The organism is Mycoplasmopsis primatum ATCC 25948, assembly GCF_000702785.1.
In the GTDB taxonomy this organism is placed as follows: Bacteria; Bacillota_I; Bacilli_A; order Mycoplasmatales; family Metamycoplasmataceae; genus Mycoplasmopsis; species Mycoplasmopsis primatum.
Genome location: NZ_JNJV01000007.1, coordinates 1 through 19,401 on the forward strand (window position 1 = coordinate 1; position 19,401 = coordinate 19,401).

Here is a 19,401-nt window from a genome sequence, read left to right on the forward strand (position 1 = left end):
AAGTTCTTGCTTGACTTTTTCTTTTGGTTGATTAATATCGATTTCTCTCGCCACTTTCTTTAATATATCAATAGCATTTTCATTTTTTCTTTCCAAATCTTCTAACTTACCCAATCCTATTTGATTGCCAGTGCCTTTATTAAAACCGTTTGATATTCCGGCGCAAACATATGTAAAGTCTTTTCTTTTTATTTTTAAAATAATATATCCCGTCTTTTTCATGACAATATTATACCATATTTATCATTGTAATCATTGTAATATTTTATTTTTTATAAAAAAATCTTATATACAAAGTATATAAGACCTCAATTTATGATTGATTTTTGAGTGCTAACTGGGAAACTCAGGGCGCTTACATTCACATTTATATTTGTTAATTAAACTTCTTAGGAAGTTTTTTATTTTTTCGGATGCGTGTATTTTTCTTATTTAATTGTTTTATAGCAAAATAAAAAAAATAAGGCTTCCTTATTTTTTTTAAAAAATTATTTTAAGTATTTAGCAACTATTTTTTTAACTTCTTGTTCAGAGTCACAGTTTATTACTTTTAGTGCAACTTTTTCAAGTTCTTTTTTAGACAATGAATTAATTAATTTTCTAGTTTTTAAAATACTACCAGCACCTACTGAAAATTCATCTAAACCTAAGCCTAGCAATAACGGTGCAGCTTCTGGTGCTCCAGCCATTTCTCCACACATTCCAGCTCATTTTCCGTGCTTGTGTGCTCCATCAATAATAGATTTTATAAGTCTTAAAATTGAAGGGTTTAAAGGTTGATAAAGATATGAAATTGATTCATTCATTCTATCAGCAGCCATTGAATATTGAATTAAATCATTTGTTCCAATCGATACGAAATCTGCATATTTACAAAATTGATCTGATAAGATGGCTGCAGCAGGTGTTTCCATCATTAAGCCAACTTCAATTTCATTTACCTTAGCAATTTTTTTATTTACTTTAGACACTTCTTTATAAACTTCTAAATAAATATCTTTAGCCGCTAAAAACTCAGGTATATTAGTAATCATAGGGAACATAATAGCAACTTTTCCAAATTCACTAGCTCTAATAATAGCTCTTAATTGTGTTTTAAAAATATCTTTATGTTGTGGGTCAAGACATAAACGAATCGCACGATAACCTAAAAAAGGATTCATTTCTGGTGGAAAATTATAATATTTTAAAGTTTTGTCGCCACCAATATCAAGCGTTCTTATAACAACTCTTTTACCATTCATAGCTTGTGCTACTGCTTTATATGATTCGAATTGTTCATCTTCGGTTGGTCAATGATCGTTATCCATATATAAAAATTCTGTTCTAAACAAACCTACAGCCTCAGCATCATTTTCGATAGCATTTTTAACATCTGCAACGCTACCTATATTAGCTGCTAATTCAACATGATGATTATCAATTGTAATAGTTGGTTTTCCTTTGTATGATTGAATCATGTTTTGATATACATTGTATTCATCAAGCAATTTTTGATATTTATTCAATTCTTCTTTATTTGGATTAATCACTAATATTCCAGTTGAGCCATCAAGTGCAATAATGTCTCCATTTTTGCAACTTTCAAGTACATTATTAGTACCAACTACACTAGGAATGTTCATACTTCTAGCCATGATAGCAGTGTGTGAAGTTGTTCCACCAATATTTGTAGCAAAACCTTTAATATATTTTTTATCAAGTTGGACTGTTTGAGATGGAGCTAAGTCCTTAGCCACTACTATAACTTCGTCTTTAATAGCAGTTAAATCAGGTTCTTGAATTCCATTGAAAAAGTATAGAAATTTTTTGAGAATATCTCTAATATCTGATGCTCTTTCCTTCATATAAGCATCATCCATTTGGTCAAAAATTGCACTCATGTTATTAAAATATTCATTTGTAGCAAATATAGCTGATTGATTTTGATCTTTAATGGCTTTTTTAATATCATCAGCTGCTACTGGGTCTTGTACTAATTGTAAATGAGCACCAAAAATCTCTTTTTGCTCTTGTGTTTTCGCAATTTCAATAGTTTTATTGATATCAGCTGAAATTTTAGCAATAGCGTCATCAAAAAGTTTAATTTCTAACTCTGCTCCTTTTGATTTAGAAGGAATTTCAATTGGTAATTCTTCAATTTTAAAAACCTTAGCAATTGCTATTCCTTTTGAGGCTCCAATTCCTTTTATTTGCATATGTACTCTCCTATATATAGATTTGTCTTTATCATACAAATTTATTTTATGTTTATAATTAATTTATGAAAAATAATAATATTAAGCGTCCAATATTAGCTGAAAACATTTACTTAACTAAAAGTGAAAAAAATATTTTAGATTTTATAAATATGTATGAACTAAATGAATTTTACTTAACACAAGCAGAGTTAGCAAAAGCATCTAATTCATCAGAAGCATCTATTAGTAGATTTATCCGTAAATATGGTTTGAAAGATTATCGTAGCTTTATAGCATCAATAAATGCTAAATTATCTAATTTTTCACTGTTGTATCCAATTGAATATGATAATCAAGATATTCCAAATCCTTTTACAGTCATCCATTCATCATATAAGTATGCTATTGATAGTTTAAACAACAATGAAGTTATTAAAAAGTGTTCTGAGGCTGCTAGAATAATTAACAGTGCAACTAATGTTTTAGTTTATGGTTCTGGCTCTAGTCAAAGAATTAGCATAGATCTTGTTGCTAACTTAATTAAACTAGGAAAGCCAGTGGTTTATAATTCTGACTTTCATATATTTTTTCCAGCTTTAGCTAATGTGAGCAATAGGGATGTTTTAATTGTTTTTTCAAATAATTTAATTTCTTCTGAATCAAATTTTGTTATATCAAATGCTAAAAAACGTGGTACAAAAGTTATCGCAATTACATCAAAACATAATGAAAAAACAATAGCAAACGTTGATGTTTTAATTCAATATCAAAAGATTCATAATGCATCACTGTTAGTGCCAGTTAGCTCAAAAGTTTCGCAAATGCTAATTGCAAATATGCTTTTTGAAACACTAATTAATGATTATAAAGATAATTATGCCAAGCTACAAAAAAGCTCAAAATTAATTGATGAGTGAGCAAACATTGACAAAATTCATAGTGAAAAGTAATTAACTAATTTTAATTTTAGAAATTTCAAAATTATTTTTAACGTATAAAAATTGTAAAACTTCGTCATCGCAAAGTTCATTTTTTTCTAATTCAACTTGAAAGGTTGAAAGTGGAATGCAAAACAATTTTCCGGTGCGAAGTGATTTAAGCGACTTATCATTTAAAATTACTTGAATCTTGGGAGCAATTTCAAAAGTAAATAAATTATCTTTTTCTTTAATTGCGCTTGGATTAATTGAAATCCCTGTTTTTAAAACTTGCTGTATATTATTAAAAGTTACAAATCTAGGATCTTTATTAATATCAATAATTCCGCCGGGATATCTATTTAATTCTAATTTGCTTATTAAGTCCTCAATACTTTTAAAAGGTCTGGCAGCTCATTCTCTTTTAGAAAATGTTCAAAGTGATGGTTGATATCAGTATGCGCCATTTACATAATTAACTCTATATGATTTAATTTTTTCCATTTATGACTATTTTTGACCATAATAAGCATTTTTTCCATGCTTACGATTATAATGTTTTTCAACTAATGCTTTTTGAGCTACTGGAGCATCATTATTACTGATAATTAATGTTTTAATTGCCATTTTAGCAACTTCTTCAAGAGTTAATGCTAAATTAACAGCGTCCTTAGGTGACTTGAATGATCAAACAAATGGGCCATGTTCTTTAACTAAGGTTGCACTTGTTGCTTTTCAATCTAATTTCCTTTTGTTAAATGTTTCAATAATCACTAAGCCAGTGTTATGTTCATACTCGCCATTAATTTCTTCTGGACTTAGAGCACGAGCACATGGAACTGGTCCATAAAAATTATCGGCGTGTGTTGTTCCAAAACAAGGAATATCTTTGCCTGCTTGCGCAAATGCTACAGCATTAGTGCTGTGAGTGTGAACAATCCCTTTAATTTCAGGATGATTTTTATATAAAAGTGTGTGAGTTGGCGTATCACTTGATGGTCTATATTTTGAATCATAAACATTATTATCCATATCGGTTATTACCATATCATCAGCGCTAAGTGTTTCATAATCAACACCACTAGGTTTGATGACCATATATTTTCTATCATTGGTAATACCTGATACATTACCTCAAGTATGAATAACAAGATTGTATTTCACTAATAACATGTTAGCTTCATAAACTTCTTGTTTTAGTTTTTTGATTTCAGCATCGTATTTTTTGTCTATTTGTTTCATATTAATTGTCGCCGCCTACTTTTGCTCATTGTTCATTATAAAAATCAAGTGCATCTTTAATATATTTAATTGCTTGTGTCTTGTTTTCTTTTGCATCATTTAATGATCACATCTCTATCATTATTGGTTGATTTAATCTTAATTTTTTGAGAATATTAAGCATATATGGAAAATCAACAGTACCGCTTCCAAATGGCGTATCACGGAATTTGCCAGGAACAGTATCTTTGAAGTGAAATGCTACAAGATGATTTTTAGCAAGTTCAAATTCGTTAAATAAATCTGTTTTATTGGCTCATTGGTAAATATTGCCTAGATCAGGATAGATTTGTAAATATGGACTATCAATCATATTAATATATGTTAGAGCACGCGAATTAGTGCCCATAAATCTAGTGTCCATAATTTCAAAAGCTAAGCAAACAGAATACTTTGAGGCAATTCTTGCCGCTTCTTTAATTCCTTCAATAAAATATTTTCTGGTAGTATCATCGCCTTGTTCATAATAAACATCATAACCAGCTAATTGAACAGTCCTAATACCAAGTTTTTTAGCAAGAATAATTGCTTTAAGCATAATATCCATAGCCCTTTGGCGAATTTGTGGATCTTTTGAACCAAATGGATATTTTCTATGACCGCTTAGTGTCATTGAGTTGAAATTAAATTGATGCTTAACTAGTAATTTTTGAACATTAGCTATTTCTTCATCATTTCAGTCTAATCTTGCTAATTTAGCATCTGTTTCATCAACAGAAAATTCCATGAAGTCATAGCCAGCTTCTTTTGCTATTTTAATTTTTTCTTCAAGTGTAAATTTATTATTTATAGCCTTTTCATAGATGCCGACTAATCTATTTTTATTTTCAGTATTTTGCAAATTCATCTTTAAAAGCCTTTGCTGCTAATTCTGGATTTTCAGCATCACGCAATGAACGACCTGCTATAAAAATATAAATTGGAATGTTTTTGAACAACTTAATATCTTCTAATGCTACGCCACCAGTAATTGTTACTTTAAAACCTTTTTTAGCTAATTTATCAACAGCGTCAATATCTTTTTGACCTCACTTAACACCACTTGCTTGGCTGTCTCTTGAACGGTGTCAAACTACTTGTGGCACCTTAGCAGCAGCTCATGCATCAACTTGGTCTCATGTAAAGTTAGAAGTTAGTTCAATTTGAACTTCTTTATCTTTTCCATATTCTTTTGCTATATTCATAGTTTCAACAATTGTAGGTACTTCAGCGGCACAAATACATGTTGTATAGTCGGCACCATTTTCAAAGAACATTTTTCCAAATACTTTTCCGGCATCAGCAATTTTACCATCAGCAACAATAATTTTGGTTGGAAAAGCATCTCTTAGCGCTTTAATAGCTTTTTTACCTTCTGATGAAATTAAAATTGTACCTACTTCAATGATATCAATATACTTTTCAACTTTTTTCGCACTAGCAATTGCATCTTCAATTGTTAAATTATCAAGTGCTATTTGAAGCATTGGTTTCATATAATTCTCCTATAATAATTATTTATTAATTCATATATTTAGTGTAATCTACACTTTTGATAATGCTAATAATTTCTTCTTTAGATTTAGCTTTAGCAATTTTTTCAATATTTGCTGTATCTTCAAACACAGCAATGATTTGTGGAATAGCAACAGCTGTATGAGTTTCCCCATCTTTAGCTGCTAGTGTCATAACAATTTTTACCTCACGAGGATCATTGGCAAATTTAAGAGGTTTTTTAAGAGTTAGCAAGCTAAAACCATTTGAAAATACACAATCTTCAGTAGCTGAAGCATGTGGCATAGCAATTCCTTCAACTAAAATATAATATGGTCCGTGGGCTTCCGTTGATTTAAGAATTGCATCATAATAACCATAGTTAATTACTTTTTTATTTACAAGTGGTTCACATGATTTATAAATAGCATCTTTTCAATCTTTGGCTTCATAACCAACAATAATTGAATCATTAGCTATCAGATTGTCTAATAAATTAAGCTTATCAGACATTATTTAATTCCTTTTTCAGTAGCATCTTTAAAAGCAGCTTTTATTTCATTAATGTCCATTACATTTTTAAGACCATAAACTAATGCTTTGCTATTTTGAACTTCCGAAACAAAGTTAGCTGTACATAAAACAACATCATAATTATTAACTACAGACTTGCCCATACCTAGTCCAAGAGCTTCAACTGAGCCTTGGATATTAAGCTCGCGCATAGCTTGTTGTGTTTTTAATTTAATAATCATGCTGGTACCCATACCAGAACCACATAAACATAAAACTTTCATTTTTTCTCCTTTTTATAGGGTTTTTAACAAAAAACCATTAAAAAATTCTTTATTAAATAAGTAATAAAGGAATTGCTTCCTTTATTTAGTTAGTAGATTGATTAAATAATTAATAAATTAATTAAGCATTTTGAACAACTGGTTCAGCTTGTTCTTCTTTTTGTTCTAATAATTTAGGTTTAATTTTAAGTAATTTTTGTAAACCAGTTGGTTTGTATTGTCTTGCTGAATCAATTAGTTGTGCTAAGAATAGCATACCTACAATATATAGTGGTAATACAATGTAAGCAGCGTATGGGTGACCACCACCAATAACCATTACAAGACCTCATACAAATGTTCAGTCAAACATACCATTATAACCATTTAAGTATGGGAATGTATCAAAGTAATCTTTGTGTTTTACATCGCCATGAAGCATTACTGTTTTGTGGAATTCATTCATACCAAAACTATTAACCATACCTAATCCTAGTGCAATAACAACAATTTCAAGGAAACCGAATATTACTGGAATAATGATAGTTGCTCTAAAACCACCAGAAGCATTAGCAAATACACCAATTGAACCTGAGTTAAAGAATAATGTTATAAACAATGGAATAACAATTGGTATATGGAAGCTACTTTGAAGTTTTGTAAGACCAATTGAAAGACCAATTACAAGACCTACACCAATAAATTGTGCTATTGTACCTGCAACAAAACCAAATGTAACAGAGTTAGGTGAAAAACCATATGTAGCAGCAACATCGACAGCAACTACTGCGCCAGGGATTAATTTTTCACTAATACCTTGAAAGGCTTGTTGAAGTTCTGAAACAAACATTCTAACGCCTGTTTGAAGTGCAATAATAGCAGCAACAATTTGGAATGAACCTAAAATAAGGTTGATTGGTCAATATACAGAACCACCACCTACTTTTCATGCGCCATATAATGCACCATTAACAAAACCGTTTGAATCACCGAATCTTAAACTATCATAGCCTGGTGCAAATTGAATAATTAAAATCAATACAATAAATACAAGTAAGATTAACATTGATTGAGTAAAGATGTTATCTTCAAATACTTTAAGACCTTTTGGCATTTTTCTATTTTCTGATGAATCATCAGCTTTACCAAAATATTTACCGATTTTGTAGGCAATTGCAGCACCTCACATTTGTTGGTGACCAACTGCAAAACCAGCACCTTGTGTAACAACATCTGCACCTTTAATAGTTGAAGTTGATGCTACACCTCAGTATGTTCCTAAAAGAACACCTGAAAAGACAATTGTTCCAATTTGGGCACCAATAGTTAATGCACCTGTTGAATCTGTCATTCCATAACCTGTACTAAACATTAATACAAGCACAATTGGAACAGTAGCTGCGGCTTGTTGGAACATAACGTGTCCAGTAATCATTAATGAGTGTACATTTGTTCATTTTTTAAGAGCTATTAGAATAATATTAATAGCTAATCCAATGATTAGAGCATATGATAACCATGATGCATAACCATTACCAACAGAGTCTAGAAATGATTCTGCTGAAACTTGGCCTAAATATGTGTCAAGTGGGATAATTGATGAGCCACCAGCATATTTAGAAAGTGATATGAATATTGGTTTAGCTAAACCAATAACAGCACCTGATCCTATTTGAAGTAATAAAACTCCAATCATAGCTTTTAAGGTTCCAATAATTGTTCCTGAAAATCCTCTTCCAAGCACGAGGTAACCTATAAAAACTAATAAACCGATTAGAATTGAGTTAACACCTAAAAAGTTGTTAAGAAGAATATTCTTAATGAAGAATAAAGACCCATTTTTTCAGTCTCATCCTTTATATCATACAGCTCCAATGTAGATAGCTACAATAACTAGAACTGCAATAAGAACACCAACTAAAACTATCCAATTAAACGGTTTCTTGTTTTTTGTTTGTGTTTCCGACATTTTAATTTCCTTATTTTTATGTTTTAGACTATTTTATAGACTTATAGGCTTATTAATGCCCTATAAAATAGAATTGTAATGCCTTAAATTAAATTAATTTAAGGTCTTTTTTAAGTTGTTGAACTTCTTTTGAAACTTTTGATGCGTCATATTTTCTTGGTTCATCAAAAGCTAAAATTTCACGTGGGTTATTGATTAATATATCATCAATAGCTTCTTGTGAAACTCCGACTTGTTTTAATAAAGGTATAAATCTTTCAAACAAGTATGAGAAGCCAAATGTTTCTTTACCCTTAGTTAGACCGTAATTCTTTTGGTAAAGAATTCTACCAGCATCTAAACTTAATGTAATGTGTTTTTGAAGGCCTTTATCAACTAGATATTTAATGTGATCTGCTAATGTTGAATCTGGGTAGTATTTAACACGATCTGGACCATCGAAACAAATTGTTACACCTGTTTCTTTAATGATTTTTTCATAATAATATCTATCAGGGTTTTTATTTAAGTGTGAAAGTTGAATTTTTCTTGGGTTTGCGCCAAAACCAATTAAGTGTTGAGCTACTTCAAGTGCCATTGTACCTAATTGTGTATGCACAAGAATTGGACAACCTGTTGTAATACTTGTTCTAGCAGCAACTTCAAGTGCTTTTAATTCTAATCTATCAATAGCTGCATAACCTGTACCAGCTTTAATAATACCAGCCTTAGCTTTTGAACGTTTTACAACTGGACCATTGTAGTTATATTCATCCATTCCTTCTTCAACTTCAGCAACCATCATTTTAACTATATCATCAGTTGGTACACATGCTAATCATGAACTATATTTGTCATAAAAAGCTGCTTTATGAAAACCTGTTGACATAATAATATTTGCTTTACCTTTGAAGGCGTTTGCGATATCTAACATTCTGTAAACATCTCTACCAACATTAGGTGGATCCATAGTAACGATAGTCTTGCCACCGTGATCAATATATTCTTGTACTTCCTTTTTCGCCGCTTCAACATCAATCATTAAGAAATCGATGTGTTCATGCATTTCAGGACCACCATTTTTAATTAAGTGATCGTGACAATCTGTAATTCCAATAGAACTAGCAGGAACGTCACCTAAAACTGTCCTGACAAATTTTTCTTTTGCCATATTTCTCCTCTGAAAATTTAAAATATTCATAATGGTGAAAAATGAATTACCATTATGCTTATAATTTTATTTAAATTAATATAATAAAAATTTTAAAATTGGAAAAAACTTCCAACTAAAATAAATTAAATATTTTATGAATTCATAAATTTTTACTTAATATCATTATATTTAGGCATAATTGCTTTGAAAATTATTTTCATTTTTTCAAAAATTAAAAATAAAAAAATGTGGAAATTTTTCATAAAAGTTATTTTTATAAAAAATATTTGACAGAAAAACTTTTTTTTAGCAAAAAATTATCATAAATATTTTTTACAAAAGAGGAGCCATTTATTTTCTATATAATTGATAAACAAATAAAATGTAGGAGGCACTAATGAATAAAAAAATTGAGCTAGATAAAATTAAATATATATTTTTAGATCTTGATGGTACAGTTTTAAATAAATCTAAAAAAATCGGTTTAGAAACCGAAAATAAAATTAAAGAACTATCAAAAACTCATCAAGTTATATTTAATACTGGGCGTTCATGATATTTATGCCAAAGATTTCATCAACAACTTGGTTTAAATACTCCAATTTTGGGGCTTAACGGAGCACTAATTTATGATTGAAAAAACAAAAAAGTTTTATATTCAAAACATATGTCTATGGAGATTAGTCAAAAAATATTAGACATAATATTGCAATATAACATTAATTTCTATATGTACTTTGATAAAAAAATGATTGGTGTTCAAAAATTTAAACAAGAGTGATTTGAAAGAGTAATTTATCCTAATGTTTATCCATTAAATGAACTAAGTGCTGACTATACCGAGTACAATAATCCACCATCGGATTTTAAATTGACTGACCCTGTAATTAAATTTTTATTGTTGGTTGATGGTTTAACTGATGATGAATTAAATGAATTAAAACAAAAAGTTTTAAACATTTCAAATGATATTTATGCTATCACTTCACAAAAGGGTTGTTTAGATATCATGCCTATTGGTTGTGACAAAGGTACTGCTATCGAATGATTTAAAACGAATTATTTAAATAACGAAGATATTTCTCAAAATTCAATAATGTTAGGCGATGCTGCTAATGATATTCCTGCTTTTAGTAAAGTCGCATATTCATGTGCTTTAAAATCTCATTCAATTGAAACTGAAAAAGCTGCTGATTTTGTTGTTGGATCATCAGATGATAATGGTATAGCGGAGTTCTTCAATACATACACTAAATAGTAAACATATTAAAAACAGCTCGAAGCTGTTTTTTATTATTTCTTAAGTCTTCACGATTCAATGAGGTCTAAATCAACATCTTTTTTGGCTTTATTTAAACTGCTAAATGAGCTATTAATATAATCAAATTCAATATTTTGATTTGTAAAAAACGCCTTTAAAACAGTATTATATGGCTTAATATCATTTTTTAATTTATTGATATCATAACTATTCATGAATATTCTATTCAATTTTGGTTTAGGCTCATAAATTTTTTTGTCAAAATATCCAATAGCTAAACCAATGCAAGGAAAGGCATCACCATCAATATTTAATATTTCTTTTAATTCTGGAATAAATGCTCTTACTCCACCAATAAAACAAGTTCCTAATCCATTATTAATAGCAGCATCTTGAGCCATTGTGGCCTGAATAAAAGCATCTCCCGCTCCTGTTAATATTGAATTCAGGCTGTTAAATTCGTGTTTTGTATTATTGAGTTTATAAACTTCATTTATTCTATTGTTATCAGCTAAAAATAATATAAAAATTGATGACTCAGCGACTTGTTTTTGATTCAAAATAGTGCCTATTTTATGTAAAAGTTGTACATCATTAATTACAATAGCCGATGACATAAAATAATTATTGCTTACTGGTGCTCTATCAATTGTCGTTAGAATATCATTGAAATGCTTTTCTTCCATTTTTTTATTTTTTATAAAATTTCTAGTTGAAATTCTTGTTTTGACTTGTTCTATAAAATCCATAGTTTCTCCTTATTTTTAATTTATTAATTTATATTATATAAGTATTATAATAAGCATTAGTAGAAGCAATAAAAAAGTGTTAATTTTAAATTGAATAAATTATTCTTTTTCTACTGTTTTAAAGATAAATAAGTAAATTTGTTAAACATTTTTTTGTATTTATTTTTATTTTAAAAATAAATGAAAATACATTTATAATAATCAAAATTACCTTATAAGAAAAGAGGCAAAATGATTTTAACTGATAAAGAAGTAAAACTTCTATATAAAAAATATACAAAAAATAAAAATAATAAATTAGTTGAAAATACAATGACTAAAAATGGAATTAAGAATTCTATTATTGATAATGATGTTGTCAGATTTCATGATAACAATGAATTTTCGGTGCAAGTTCCAAAAGCGGGCATCAAAAATCAAAAATCTTCTGGTAGATGCTGAATTTTTTCAGCAACTAATATGTTAAAAGCAAGGGCATTAAAAACATTAAATCTTGAAAGTTTTGAATTATCTGAAAACTTTTTATTTTTCTGAGATAAGCTTGAAAAAGCTAACACATTTTTAGAGTTATTTATTCAACATCCAAATTTAAAATTTAATGATAGATTATTTGTCAGTTTTACAGATATGATGGTATCTGATGGTGGATATTGAGAATGAGCACAAGGTTTAATTAAAAAATATGGACTTGTTCCACAATCAGCAATGAATGAAACTCATACATCAACAAACACTGATGAATTAAATCAGGCTCTTAATATATTGTTAGTTGATATAGCTCAAAAAATTCAAGATGCACAAAAAGATAAAATGAGTCTTGATGAATTAAGAGAAATTAAACATGAAGCACTTGAAAAAGTTTTTAATATTAACGCCAAAGCATTAGGGCTACCACCACAAACTTTTAACTTTGAATATAGGGATAAAGACAAAAAATTTTGCAAGATGGAAAATATTACACCATTAGAGTTTTTAGAAAAGACAGTTGGTAATGAATTCTTAAACAAAATTAATATTGTTCATGACCCAAGAGATATTTACCCTAAAAATAGATTATATGTTTCAAAATACTATAAATCAGTCATTGAATCAAAAAGCGTTGTGGCTTTAAACACCTCAATTGAAGAAATTAAAAAAGCAGTAATTAAATCGCTTAAAGACGGAGAACCTGTTTGATTTGACTGTGATGTTTCATTTTTTAGTAATACAAAACTTGGCATATTTGATACAAATTTATATAACTTTGAAGACTCTCTTAAAATTACAATTCCATCTAAAAAAATTAGAGTTAATTTCCGTTTAAATACTCCAAATCACGCAATGACATTTATTGGTGTTGATTTAGATTCAGAAGGCAATGCTATTAAATGAGAAGTGGAAAATTCGTGGGGTGATGAAAATGGTAAAAAAGGCTATTTTTCAATGAGCGATAAATGATTTGACGAATTTTGTTTTGCTGCAATCGTTGATCCCAAATACATTTCACCATCAGTATTAGAAGGCCTTAATAAACCAGTAATTGAACTTGAACCCTGAGATCCGTTAGCATAAAAAAATAAAAGACTCGTTCAATTGAGTCTTTTATTTATATTTATATACCTTGCCCATGTTTGTGAAATGATAATATAAAAGCACAGATAACAATTCCTAAAAAGAAAAGAATCATGGTTCATAAAAAGAGTTTTTTATCATGATGCGCGTGATAAAATTCGGGCAAGAATTCTAAAATGCTTAAAAATATAAATACGCCGCCTATAAATGATTGAACTACGGCTCTAAGTTGTCAAATACCATATATATGGTGGCCAGAATAAGCCCCGATGATCATAGCTGGTAAAAAGAGTAATAGACATAGTGTTGAAATAGTTAAGGCTTTTGCTCTTGATCAACCCATTTCTCTTTGTCTGTAGTAAAAAATAATTTGCTCTGGTATCAAATGAAGAATTAGCGATATTAAAAAAGCAAAAGATGTTGATGTGATACCTTTATTTTCAATTCCACTAATAATAAAACCTATCAAAAAACCTTCGGGAATTCTGTGTAATAAAAGCAATAGAATTGCTACTATTTTATACCCAGGCTTGTTCTCTGTTACATGAGCGTTTTGAATATCATGATTTGGCGCTATTTGATGCTCATGCTCTTGATCATTGTGGTGATCATGTGCTATATCATGTGAGTGTAAAAATAATCTAGCAGTTTTATCTTTTGATATTTTATTGCTAATTGATAGCCTAATTAGGAATCTAACCAACCAAGCAAAACATAAACCAAGTGCTAAACCGCCCACAACAACTAAAATATTTCAACCATAAATTTTAATGTTTTCGTTATAAATAGCATTGTTATTAACCGAACTAATTTCAAGCGACTCTTTCAAAAAGCCAAATAATGCCATAGTTATAAAAAAACCACACATAAAGGCATAAAGTAAAACTGTGCCTTTTTTGTTTAATTTTTCTTTGGTAAAAGCAAAAACTAAATTAACTAAAAAAGGAACAATTACAATTATTGACAGCACTATTAATATAATAACAAAAGCAGTTAATTGACTATTATAGCCTAATGATGAATATAGTGAATTTCAAAATTGATTCATTAATTATTTTATTCCTGAAATTCTATATTATGAAACACTTCTTGAACATCATCGTCATCTTCGATTTTAGCAATAAAGTCTTGAATTTTTTGAGCCTTTTCGCCTTCAAATGTCACGGTTGTATTAGGCAAGTATGTAATTTCACATTGCATAAATTCAGTAACATTTAAATTCTTTTCAATAGCATCTTTGCATTTCATAAAACTATCCACAGATGTTGTAATAAAAAATGATTCATCATTTAATTCAATATCCTCAGCACCGTTTTCAAGGCAAATCATAGTTAAAGATTCTTCATCAACTAAGTTTTTATCAATTTCAATAACACCTTTGTGGTCAAATTGAAATGGTACAGTACCGGTTTTGCCTAATTTAGCATTTTGTCTATTAAATAAGGCTTGTATGTTACTGGTTGTACGATTAATATTATCTGATAATGTGGTTACTAAAAATGTGGCTCCACCGCTAATTGTGGCATTATATAAAGTTTCAACAAATGTAGCGCCGTCTTTTGCATTACCTTTGGCTTTATCTAATGCTCTTTCTATATTTGCCTTAGGCATACTTTTAGCTTTTGCTTTTGAAATAGCTAATCTTAATGCTGGATTAGTACTTGGATCTGGACCACCAGCAGCTGTTGCTGCTACATAAATTTCTTTAAACATTTTTTGGAAAATTTTACCTCTGGCAGCATCGTTAGCACCCTTTTTGTGCTTAATGCCTGCTCAATGTGAATGTCCTGACATAGTTTATCCCCTTTTCTTCTTTCTGTTAATTTTGAAATATTCATCGATAGAATATGGTCTAGATGGTAAGTTTCTTTTGTGAGAACTTGCTTTATTCATTTTTTTAATTTTTTCAACACTTTGTAAATTAATGTTATCAACATCATTCATTAAATATTTATCTAAATCAGTGTAGGTAAAACCTAATTCATCTTCGTCACTTTGTCCTTCTCATAAACCAGCAGAAGGCTTTTTATTAATGATATTAATAGGAATTTTTAAATATTTGGCTAATTCTCTAACCTCTGATTTTAATAAATTAGACAAAGGGAGAATATCAACACCACCATCGCCATATTTAGTAAAATAACCTATAAAATACTCATCTTCATTATCTGTTCCTACAACCAAATATTTATTTTGTTGAGCATAAGCATACAGTGTTGCCATTCGTAATCTGGGTTTAATATTACTAATTGCCATATTGTTATTTATATCAGAAGTTGCTTTTTTTAATGAATTAAATGATGGTGCAAGATCAACTGTTTTAAATTTTAATCCTAATAGTTGAGCAAGTTCATCAATATCTTGTTTTTCATGATCCATATTATCAATTGGCATCACTATTCCGAGTGTGTCATTAGGAAAAGCTTTTGCACATAAAGCAATAGTTAATGCACTGTCTATTCCGCCTGAAACGCCAACTACACAACCATTACATTTGGCTGATTTAACTTTTTGCCTAATTCAAGCAATTAAATAATCAGCATATACTTTAACTTTATGAGAATTGAACGGCGAAACAATACTATTGTTAAATCTTAAACCTACTCTTTTAATCATATCCACTTTCTACTTATATATTACTAATATAATATTTAAAAATATATCTAATTTTACTATATTATTAAAAACGGCATATTTGGAAATTATGAATAGTGCTTTTACATATAGAAATGGTTCGCTATCTATAAAATTTGTAATCGTGCTTTTTTATTTTTGGCTTGTTTTATAGGCAAAAAATAAAAAAACAGAATTCCTGTTTTTTTATTTTCAATGGTGAAAATTAATTGGTACTTCAAAATAATGATCTAAATTATTAATAGCTTCATATCATTTATAGACAGCTCATATGTTTTTATCTACAGAGCGAGTGTATGGACTTTGCCCATATTGATCAAACTGAATCTGTGATTCCATTTCATATAAAGAAGTGATATTTTTATGAGCAAGAGCAAATTCATCCCATGGCTTCATAAAATATCTATATGTAAATGGTAATACTTTGTGGTTGTTAAAAGGCGTTGTGTACTTTTCATTTTCATGCATATCATCAAAAGTTAAATCTAAATGATAATATTTTCCGTTTTCTTTTGATTTATAAATATTTCATGCATGCGGTTCAGCACCTTTTCTTTTAATAAAACTTCTTGTTTTTTCAACATATTGATAGCTATATGAATCACCAGTGAAATATGCAACATTAAGATTTAAAAAGGTGGCATATAACGTTAGCATACGAGCATAGGTTTCACACACGCCAAGCACTTCTTGTTCAAAATCAGGGTTATTAGAAAACACCGCTGGATTACGCATATCAAGATTTATTTTACCGGTCATTATTTCATTTTCGGCACCATTATGATCATATTTAAGCCTCATAGTAATAAAGTTGTGAAGTGATCTCAATTTTTGCTCTTCATTAAATTTGGATGAAATTAAGTATGGAATTGTATCAATAACATATTGTTTTAATTTGCTTCATTCTTCATGTTTATGGCGATAAACCAATGTATTAGCATAAGGTTCGGTTTCCAATTTAGACATGTTATTCAAATATTTCAACTGATATAAGTAATTATGATTGTAACCAGCAGAACTAGCAGGAGACATAAAATAACCTCACTGACTAACTAGTTCTATGTTGTTAAAATTTAATCACGCGGGCACTATATCTCTATCTTTATTTAAATAATCACCATAAATTTTTTGATTATAAGGAAAGGCATTAGCGAAGGATTGATAATTATATTTTCTGTTTTGAAAATAGTCATTAAATATTACTTGTTTACCTTGATTGTATTCGTTTAAGTTGCCCTTATTGCTTTTAGACTCATAAATACCGCCTTCGTTTAGAAGTTCTAACCTTAATTTTTTAATATTATCATTTGAGGCATTTTTTATAAAATCTAAATTGTTAATATCATAAATATAGCCTTCATTAGCTGGATCAAATGCTAAATCTTTGTTTTTAAATTGAATTTCTAAAAAGGCTCTGGTTTCGTCTATTATGTTTCTAATATATGAGTAATTTTGCCTGTTTGTTAAAGGATTATATTCTAAACAATAAGTGATGAAATTTTTAAAGCCGTCTTCATTAACTAAAAACTTTTGAAATAAGTAAGCATAGTGCATATTTTGATTATCAAAAATTTCTTTTCTATTGTTTAATTTAGGTTTGAAATTTGCTGATTCAGCCTGTAAATTAATTCAATTAGTTAAATGGTTTAAATAAATTTTATTATGTTTAAATAATGTAAGGTTGTTTTCTAAAACACCTAAAATTGATTTAGAGTTTTTTATTTGATTGCTATCTGTTAAGTTATTATCATAAAGATCAATCAATTCATTTCAAGCTTGGTTAATCTCTGCTGAATATGATTTTGCGGTTCTGTTAACAGCAGGAATTCTCTTATTTTTAAATGTGGAATTGATTTGCTCCATACTTTTTTCATATGTGACTTCATATTCGTTTTTATTAATTTTAGGTTTATCAACACCTTGATTATTTTTCTTTTTGTCATCCTCTTGTTTATTAGGAACAGTTGGATTTTCGTTGGTATTATCAGTATTTGGTTTATTTATTGCCTCATTATCTGAAAATGGAAAACATGAAACTGAAATAATAGGTAATGATAGAATGGGAACTATCAATTTAAATAATTTTCTTAATTTCATTTAGAACCTCTCAATTTAAAACTTAAATAAAATTAGGATTTTATTATATAGCAATTTAAAAATGCCAAATTGGCATTTTATAAAGTTTAGTTTATTTGTCTCCATTAATCATATTTGAAGTATAAACATGCCCTTTCATTTTATTAATATCAAACATACAAATCATAGCATCGGGATCGATTTCATTAACTATTTTTAAGGCTGCTGTTGATTCAATATACATTGTGTTAATAATTAATACTTGTTGTGTCTCCTTGCTGTAACCACCTTGAAAATTAGCAATTGTAACAGCAAATCTCTTATCTTTAAGAGCAAATATTTTTTCTAATATTTCGTTTGCTTTTGAAGTATAGATTTCGATTTTAACCATTTTATATTTAGGGAATAAAACATCCACAACAACACCATTAACTAATATTAGTAAGAATGAACTAGCAAAACTGGCATTAAAGAAATATTCAATATCTCAATAACCTTCAGACAAACCTGCTGGAATATATGTACCTATAAGATTTGAGAAAAATAAACTAATAATATGAATAATAATATAAACAATTCCAAGGTTTTTAAATTTCTTTTGTGAATATCAAACAACAAAAATATCAAAACCAGCAGTAGATGAATTAACTATTAATAATGCAACAGCTAAAGCTCCTTGAACAATAGCTCATAACAAGCCATAAAACATAATAGATACTGGATTATTTTGATTTACTGAATGATTTACTGCTCAGGTTGTTATTTGAACTATATTATTAGAATTATTAGCTATGTCACTGTCTAAAACTTTGCCCAAAATTAATCAATTTGGAGATGTTGGAATTGAACCAAAAACAATACCAAAAAGTGTAGTAAATAACATAAATAACATTGTTAATATTGCAAATTGCTTATTAATTTTGTAAGCTGCAAAAATAAACATAGGAATATTAATAATAAAGTTTATAGCTCAGAAAAGTATATTGAAGACAATTCTCGCTGTGCTTTCAGTTCCACCGTTATGAATTACAAGATAGGCTGCAAACCGTGCACCACCATGACTAATTGCATCTACGCCTAAACCATAAAGACCAGTATTTTGAATAAAAAGCATACCAAAAAACGAAAATATTAATGAAATAATAAGTACGGCAATCACCTGTTGCCAAAACTTAGTTAAGGAATGAAGATATGAAAAATATAATAATTTTTCACTAACTTTAACTCTATTTATTTCATAAGCAGATTCAAAATTTGGTTTTTTTCTTGGGCTCTTTTGGTCGTTTTGTTTTTTTTCATCGTTCATGTTTTTATTATATTATGAATAAAAAATAAAATTAAAAAAATTAGACAAAAATTATGTTTTTTTTGACGCTTTTTGTCTAATTTTTTGTTTAAATTG

At 28.8% G+C, this 19,401-nt stretch carries 19 protein-coding genes; 3 read left to right on the forward strand and 16 right to left on the reverse strand.

What is annotated here, in order from left to right:
• Nucleotides 1-222: hypothetical protein (locus T386_RS0101335; protein ID WP_029513382.1), on the reverse strand; the 222-nt coding region annotated here is incomplete at its 3' end.
• A 266-nt stretch (nt 223-488) separates the two neighbouring features.
• Nucleotides 489-2,198: a phosphoenolpyruvate--protein phosphotransferase gene (ptsP, locus tag T386_RS0101340; protein WP_029513383.1), complete on the reverse strand. Its 1,710-nt coding sequence runs from the start codon at nt 2,196-2,198 to the stop codon at nt 489-491.
• Nucleotides 2,199-2,263: 65 nt separating this feature from the next.
• On the opposite strand from ptsP, the gene T386_RS0101345 reads away from it, so the two are divergent.
• Nucleotides 2,264-3,130, forward strand: a complete 867-nt coding sequence (locus tag T386_RS0101345; protein ID WP_029513384.1) for a MurR/RpiR family transcriptional regulator — start codon at nt 2,264-2,266, stop codon at nt 3,128-3,130.
• On the opposite strand, the gene T386_RS0101350 is transcribed toward T386_RS0101345, so the two are convergent.
• The 8 genes from T386_RS0101350 to T386_RS0101385 form a co-directional block, all read right to left on the reverse strand.
• Complete coding sequence (locus T386_RS0101350; protein WP_029513385.1) at nt 3,131-3,601, reverse strand: MPN499 family protein; 471 nt, start codon at nt 3,599-3,601, stop codon at nt 3,131-3,133.
• 6 nt (nt 3,602-3,607) lie between these two features.
• Complete coding sequence (locus T386_RS0101355; RefSeq protein WP_029513386.1) at nt 3,608-4,339, reverse strand: L-ribulose-5-phosphate 4-epimerase; 732 nt, start codon at nt 4,337-4,339, stop codon at nt 3,608-3,610.
• Between the two features lies 1 nt (nt 4,340).
• On the reverse strand, nt 4,341-5,225 hold the full coding sequence (locus T386_RS0101360; protein WP_029513387.1) for an L-ribulose-5-phosphate 3-epimerase: 885 nt from the start codon (nt 5,223-5,225) through the stop codon (nt 4,341-4,343).
• Entirely contained in the window at nt 5,200-5,853 is a 654-nt protein-coding gene (locus T386_RS0101365; protein WP_029513388.1) for a 3-keto-L-gulonate-6-phosphate decarboxylase UlaD, read from the reverse strand. Before T386_RS0101365 ends, T386_RS0101360 begins: the two co-directional genes overlap by 26 nt.
• 25 nt (nt 5,854-5,878) lie before the next feature.
• On the reverse strand, nt 5,879-6,364 hold the full coding sequence (locus tag T386_RS0101370) for a PTS sugar transporter subunit IIA (RefSeq protein WP_029513389.1): 486 nt from the start codon (nt 6,362-6,364) through the stop codon (nt 5,879-5,881).
• Nucleotides 6,364-6,648 carry a PTS sugar transporter subunit IIB gene (locus T386_RS0101375; protein ID WP_029513390.1) on the reverse strand — a complete coding sequence of 95 codons (285 nt, stop codon included), beginning with the start codon at nt 6,646-6,648 and terminating at the stop codon, nt 6,364-6,366. Before T386_RS0101375 ends, T386_RS0101370 begins: the two co-directional genes overlap by 1 nt.
• Before the next feature lie 121 nt (nt 6,649-6,769).
• Complete coding sequence (locus T386_RS0101380) at nt 6,770-8,596, reverse strand: PTS ascorbate transporter subunit IIC (protein ID WP_029513391.1); 1,827 nt, start codon at nt 8,594-8,596, stop codon at nt 6,770-6,772.
• Between the two features lie 88 nt (nt 8,597-8,684).
• The gene (locus tag T386_RS0101385; RefSeq protein WP_029513392.1) at nt 8,685-9,746 is read right to left on the reverse strand and encodes a phospho-furanose lactonase; all 1,062 of its coding nucleotides are present in this window, start codon (nt 9,744-9,746) and stop codon (nt 8,685-8,687) included.
• Nucleotides 9,747-10,125: 379 nt separating this feature from the next.
• Between T386_RS0101385 and T386_RS0101390 the strand changes: the two genes are divergently transcribed.
• Nucleotides 10,126-10,986, forward strand: coding sequence for an HAD family hydrolase (locus T386_RS0101390; protein WP_029513393.1), 861 nt, complete (start codon nt 10,126-10,128; stop codon nt 10,984-10,986).
• Between the two features lie 35 nt (nt 10,987-11,021).
• Here the strand turns inward: T386_RS0101390 and T386_RS0101395 are convergent, their stop codons facing one another.
• Nucleotides 11,022-11,738, reverse strand: a complete 717-nt coding sequence (locus tag T386_RS0101395; RefSeq protein ID WP_029513394.1) for a nitroreductase family protein — start codon at nt 11,736-11,738, stop codon at nt 11,022-11,024.
• A 231-nt stretch (nt 11,739-11,969) separates the two neighbouring features.
• Here T386_RS0101395 and T386_RS0101400 point away from each other — a divergent pair, with 231 nt between their 5' ends.
• The gene (locus tag T386_RS0101400; RefSeq protein ID WP_029513395.1) at nt 11,970-13,289 is read left to right on the forward strand and encodes a C1 family peptidase; all 1,320 of its coding nucleotides are present in this window, start codon (nt 11,970-11,972) and stop codon (nt 13,287-13,289) included.
• A gap of 40 nt (nt 13,290-13,329) precedes the next feature.
• Here the strand turns inward: T386_RS0101400 and T386_RS0101405 are convergent, their stop codons facing one another.
• From T386_RS0101405 to T386_RS0101425, 5 genes are all read right to left on the reverse strand, one after another.
• Nucleotides 13,330-14,337 (reverse strand): ZIP family metal transporter, encoded by a 1,008-nt coding sequence (locus tag T386_RS0101405; protein ID WP_029513396.1) that lies wholly within the window; start codon nt 14,335-14,337, stop codon nt 13,330-13,332.
• 8 nt (nt 14,338-14,345) lie between these two features.
• Complete coding sequence (locus T386_RS0101410) at nt 14,346-15,083, reverse strand: YebC/PmpR family DNA-binding transcriptional regulator (protein WP_029513397.1); 738 nt, start codon at nt 15,081-15,083, stop codon at nt 14,346-14,348.
• A 3-nt stretch (nt 15,084-15,086) separates the two neighbouring features.
• Nucleotides 15,087-15,905: an NAD(+) synthase gene (nadE, locus tag T386_RS0101415; protein ID WP_029513398.1), complete on the reverse strand. Its 819-nt coding sequence runs from the start codon at nt 15,903-15,905 to the stop codon at nt 15,087-15,089.
• 204 nt (nt 15,906-16,109) lie between these two features.
• Nucleotides 16,110-18,020, reverse strand: coding sequence for an Mbov_0119 family protein (locus T386_RS0101420; RefSeq protein WP_084274158.1), 1,911 nt, complete (start codon nt 18,018-18,020; stop codon nt 16,110-16,112).
• A gap of 91 nt (nt 18,021-18,111) precedes the next feature.
• Complete coding sequence (locus tag T386_RS0101425; protein ID WP_029513400.1) at nt 18,112-19,305, reverse strand: DUF2179 domain-containing protein; 1,194 nt, start codon at nt 19,303-19,305, stop codon at nt 18,112-18,114.
• Between the last annotated feature and the right edge of the window lie 96 nt (nt 19,306-19,401).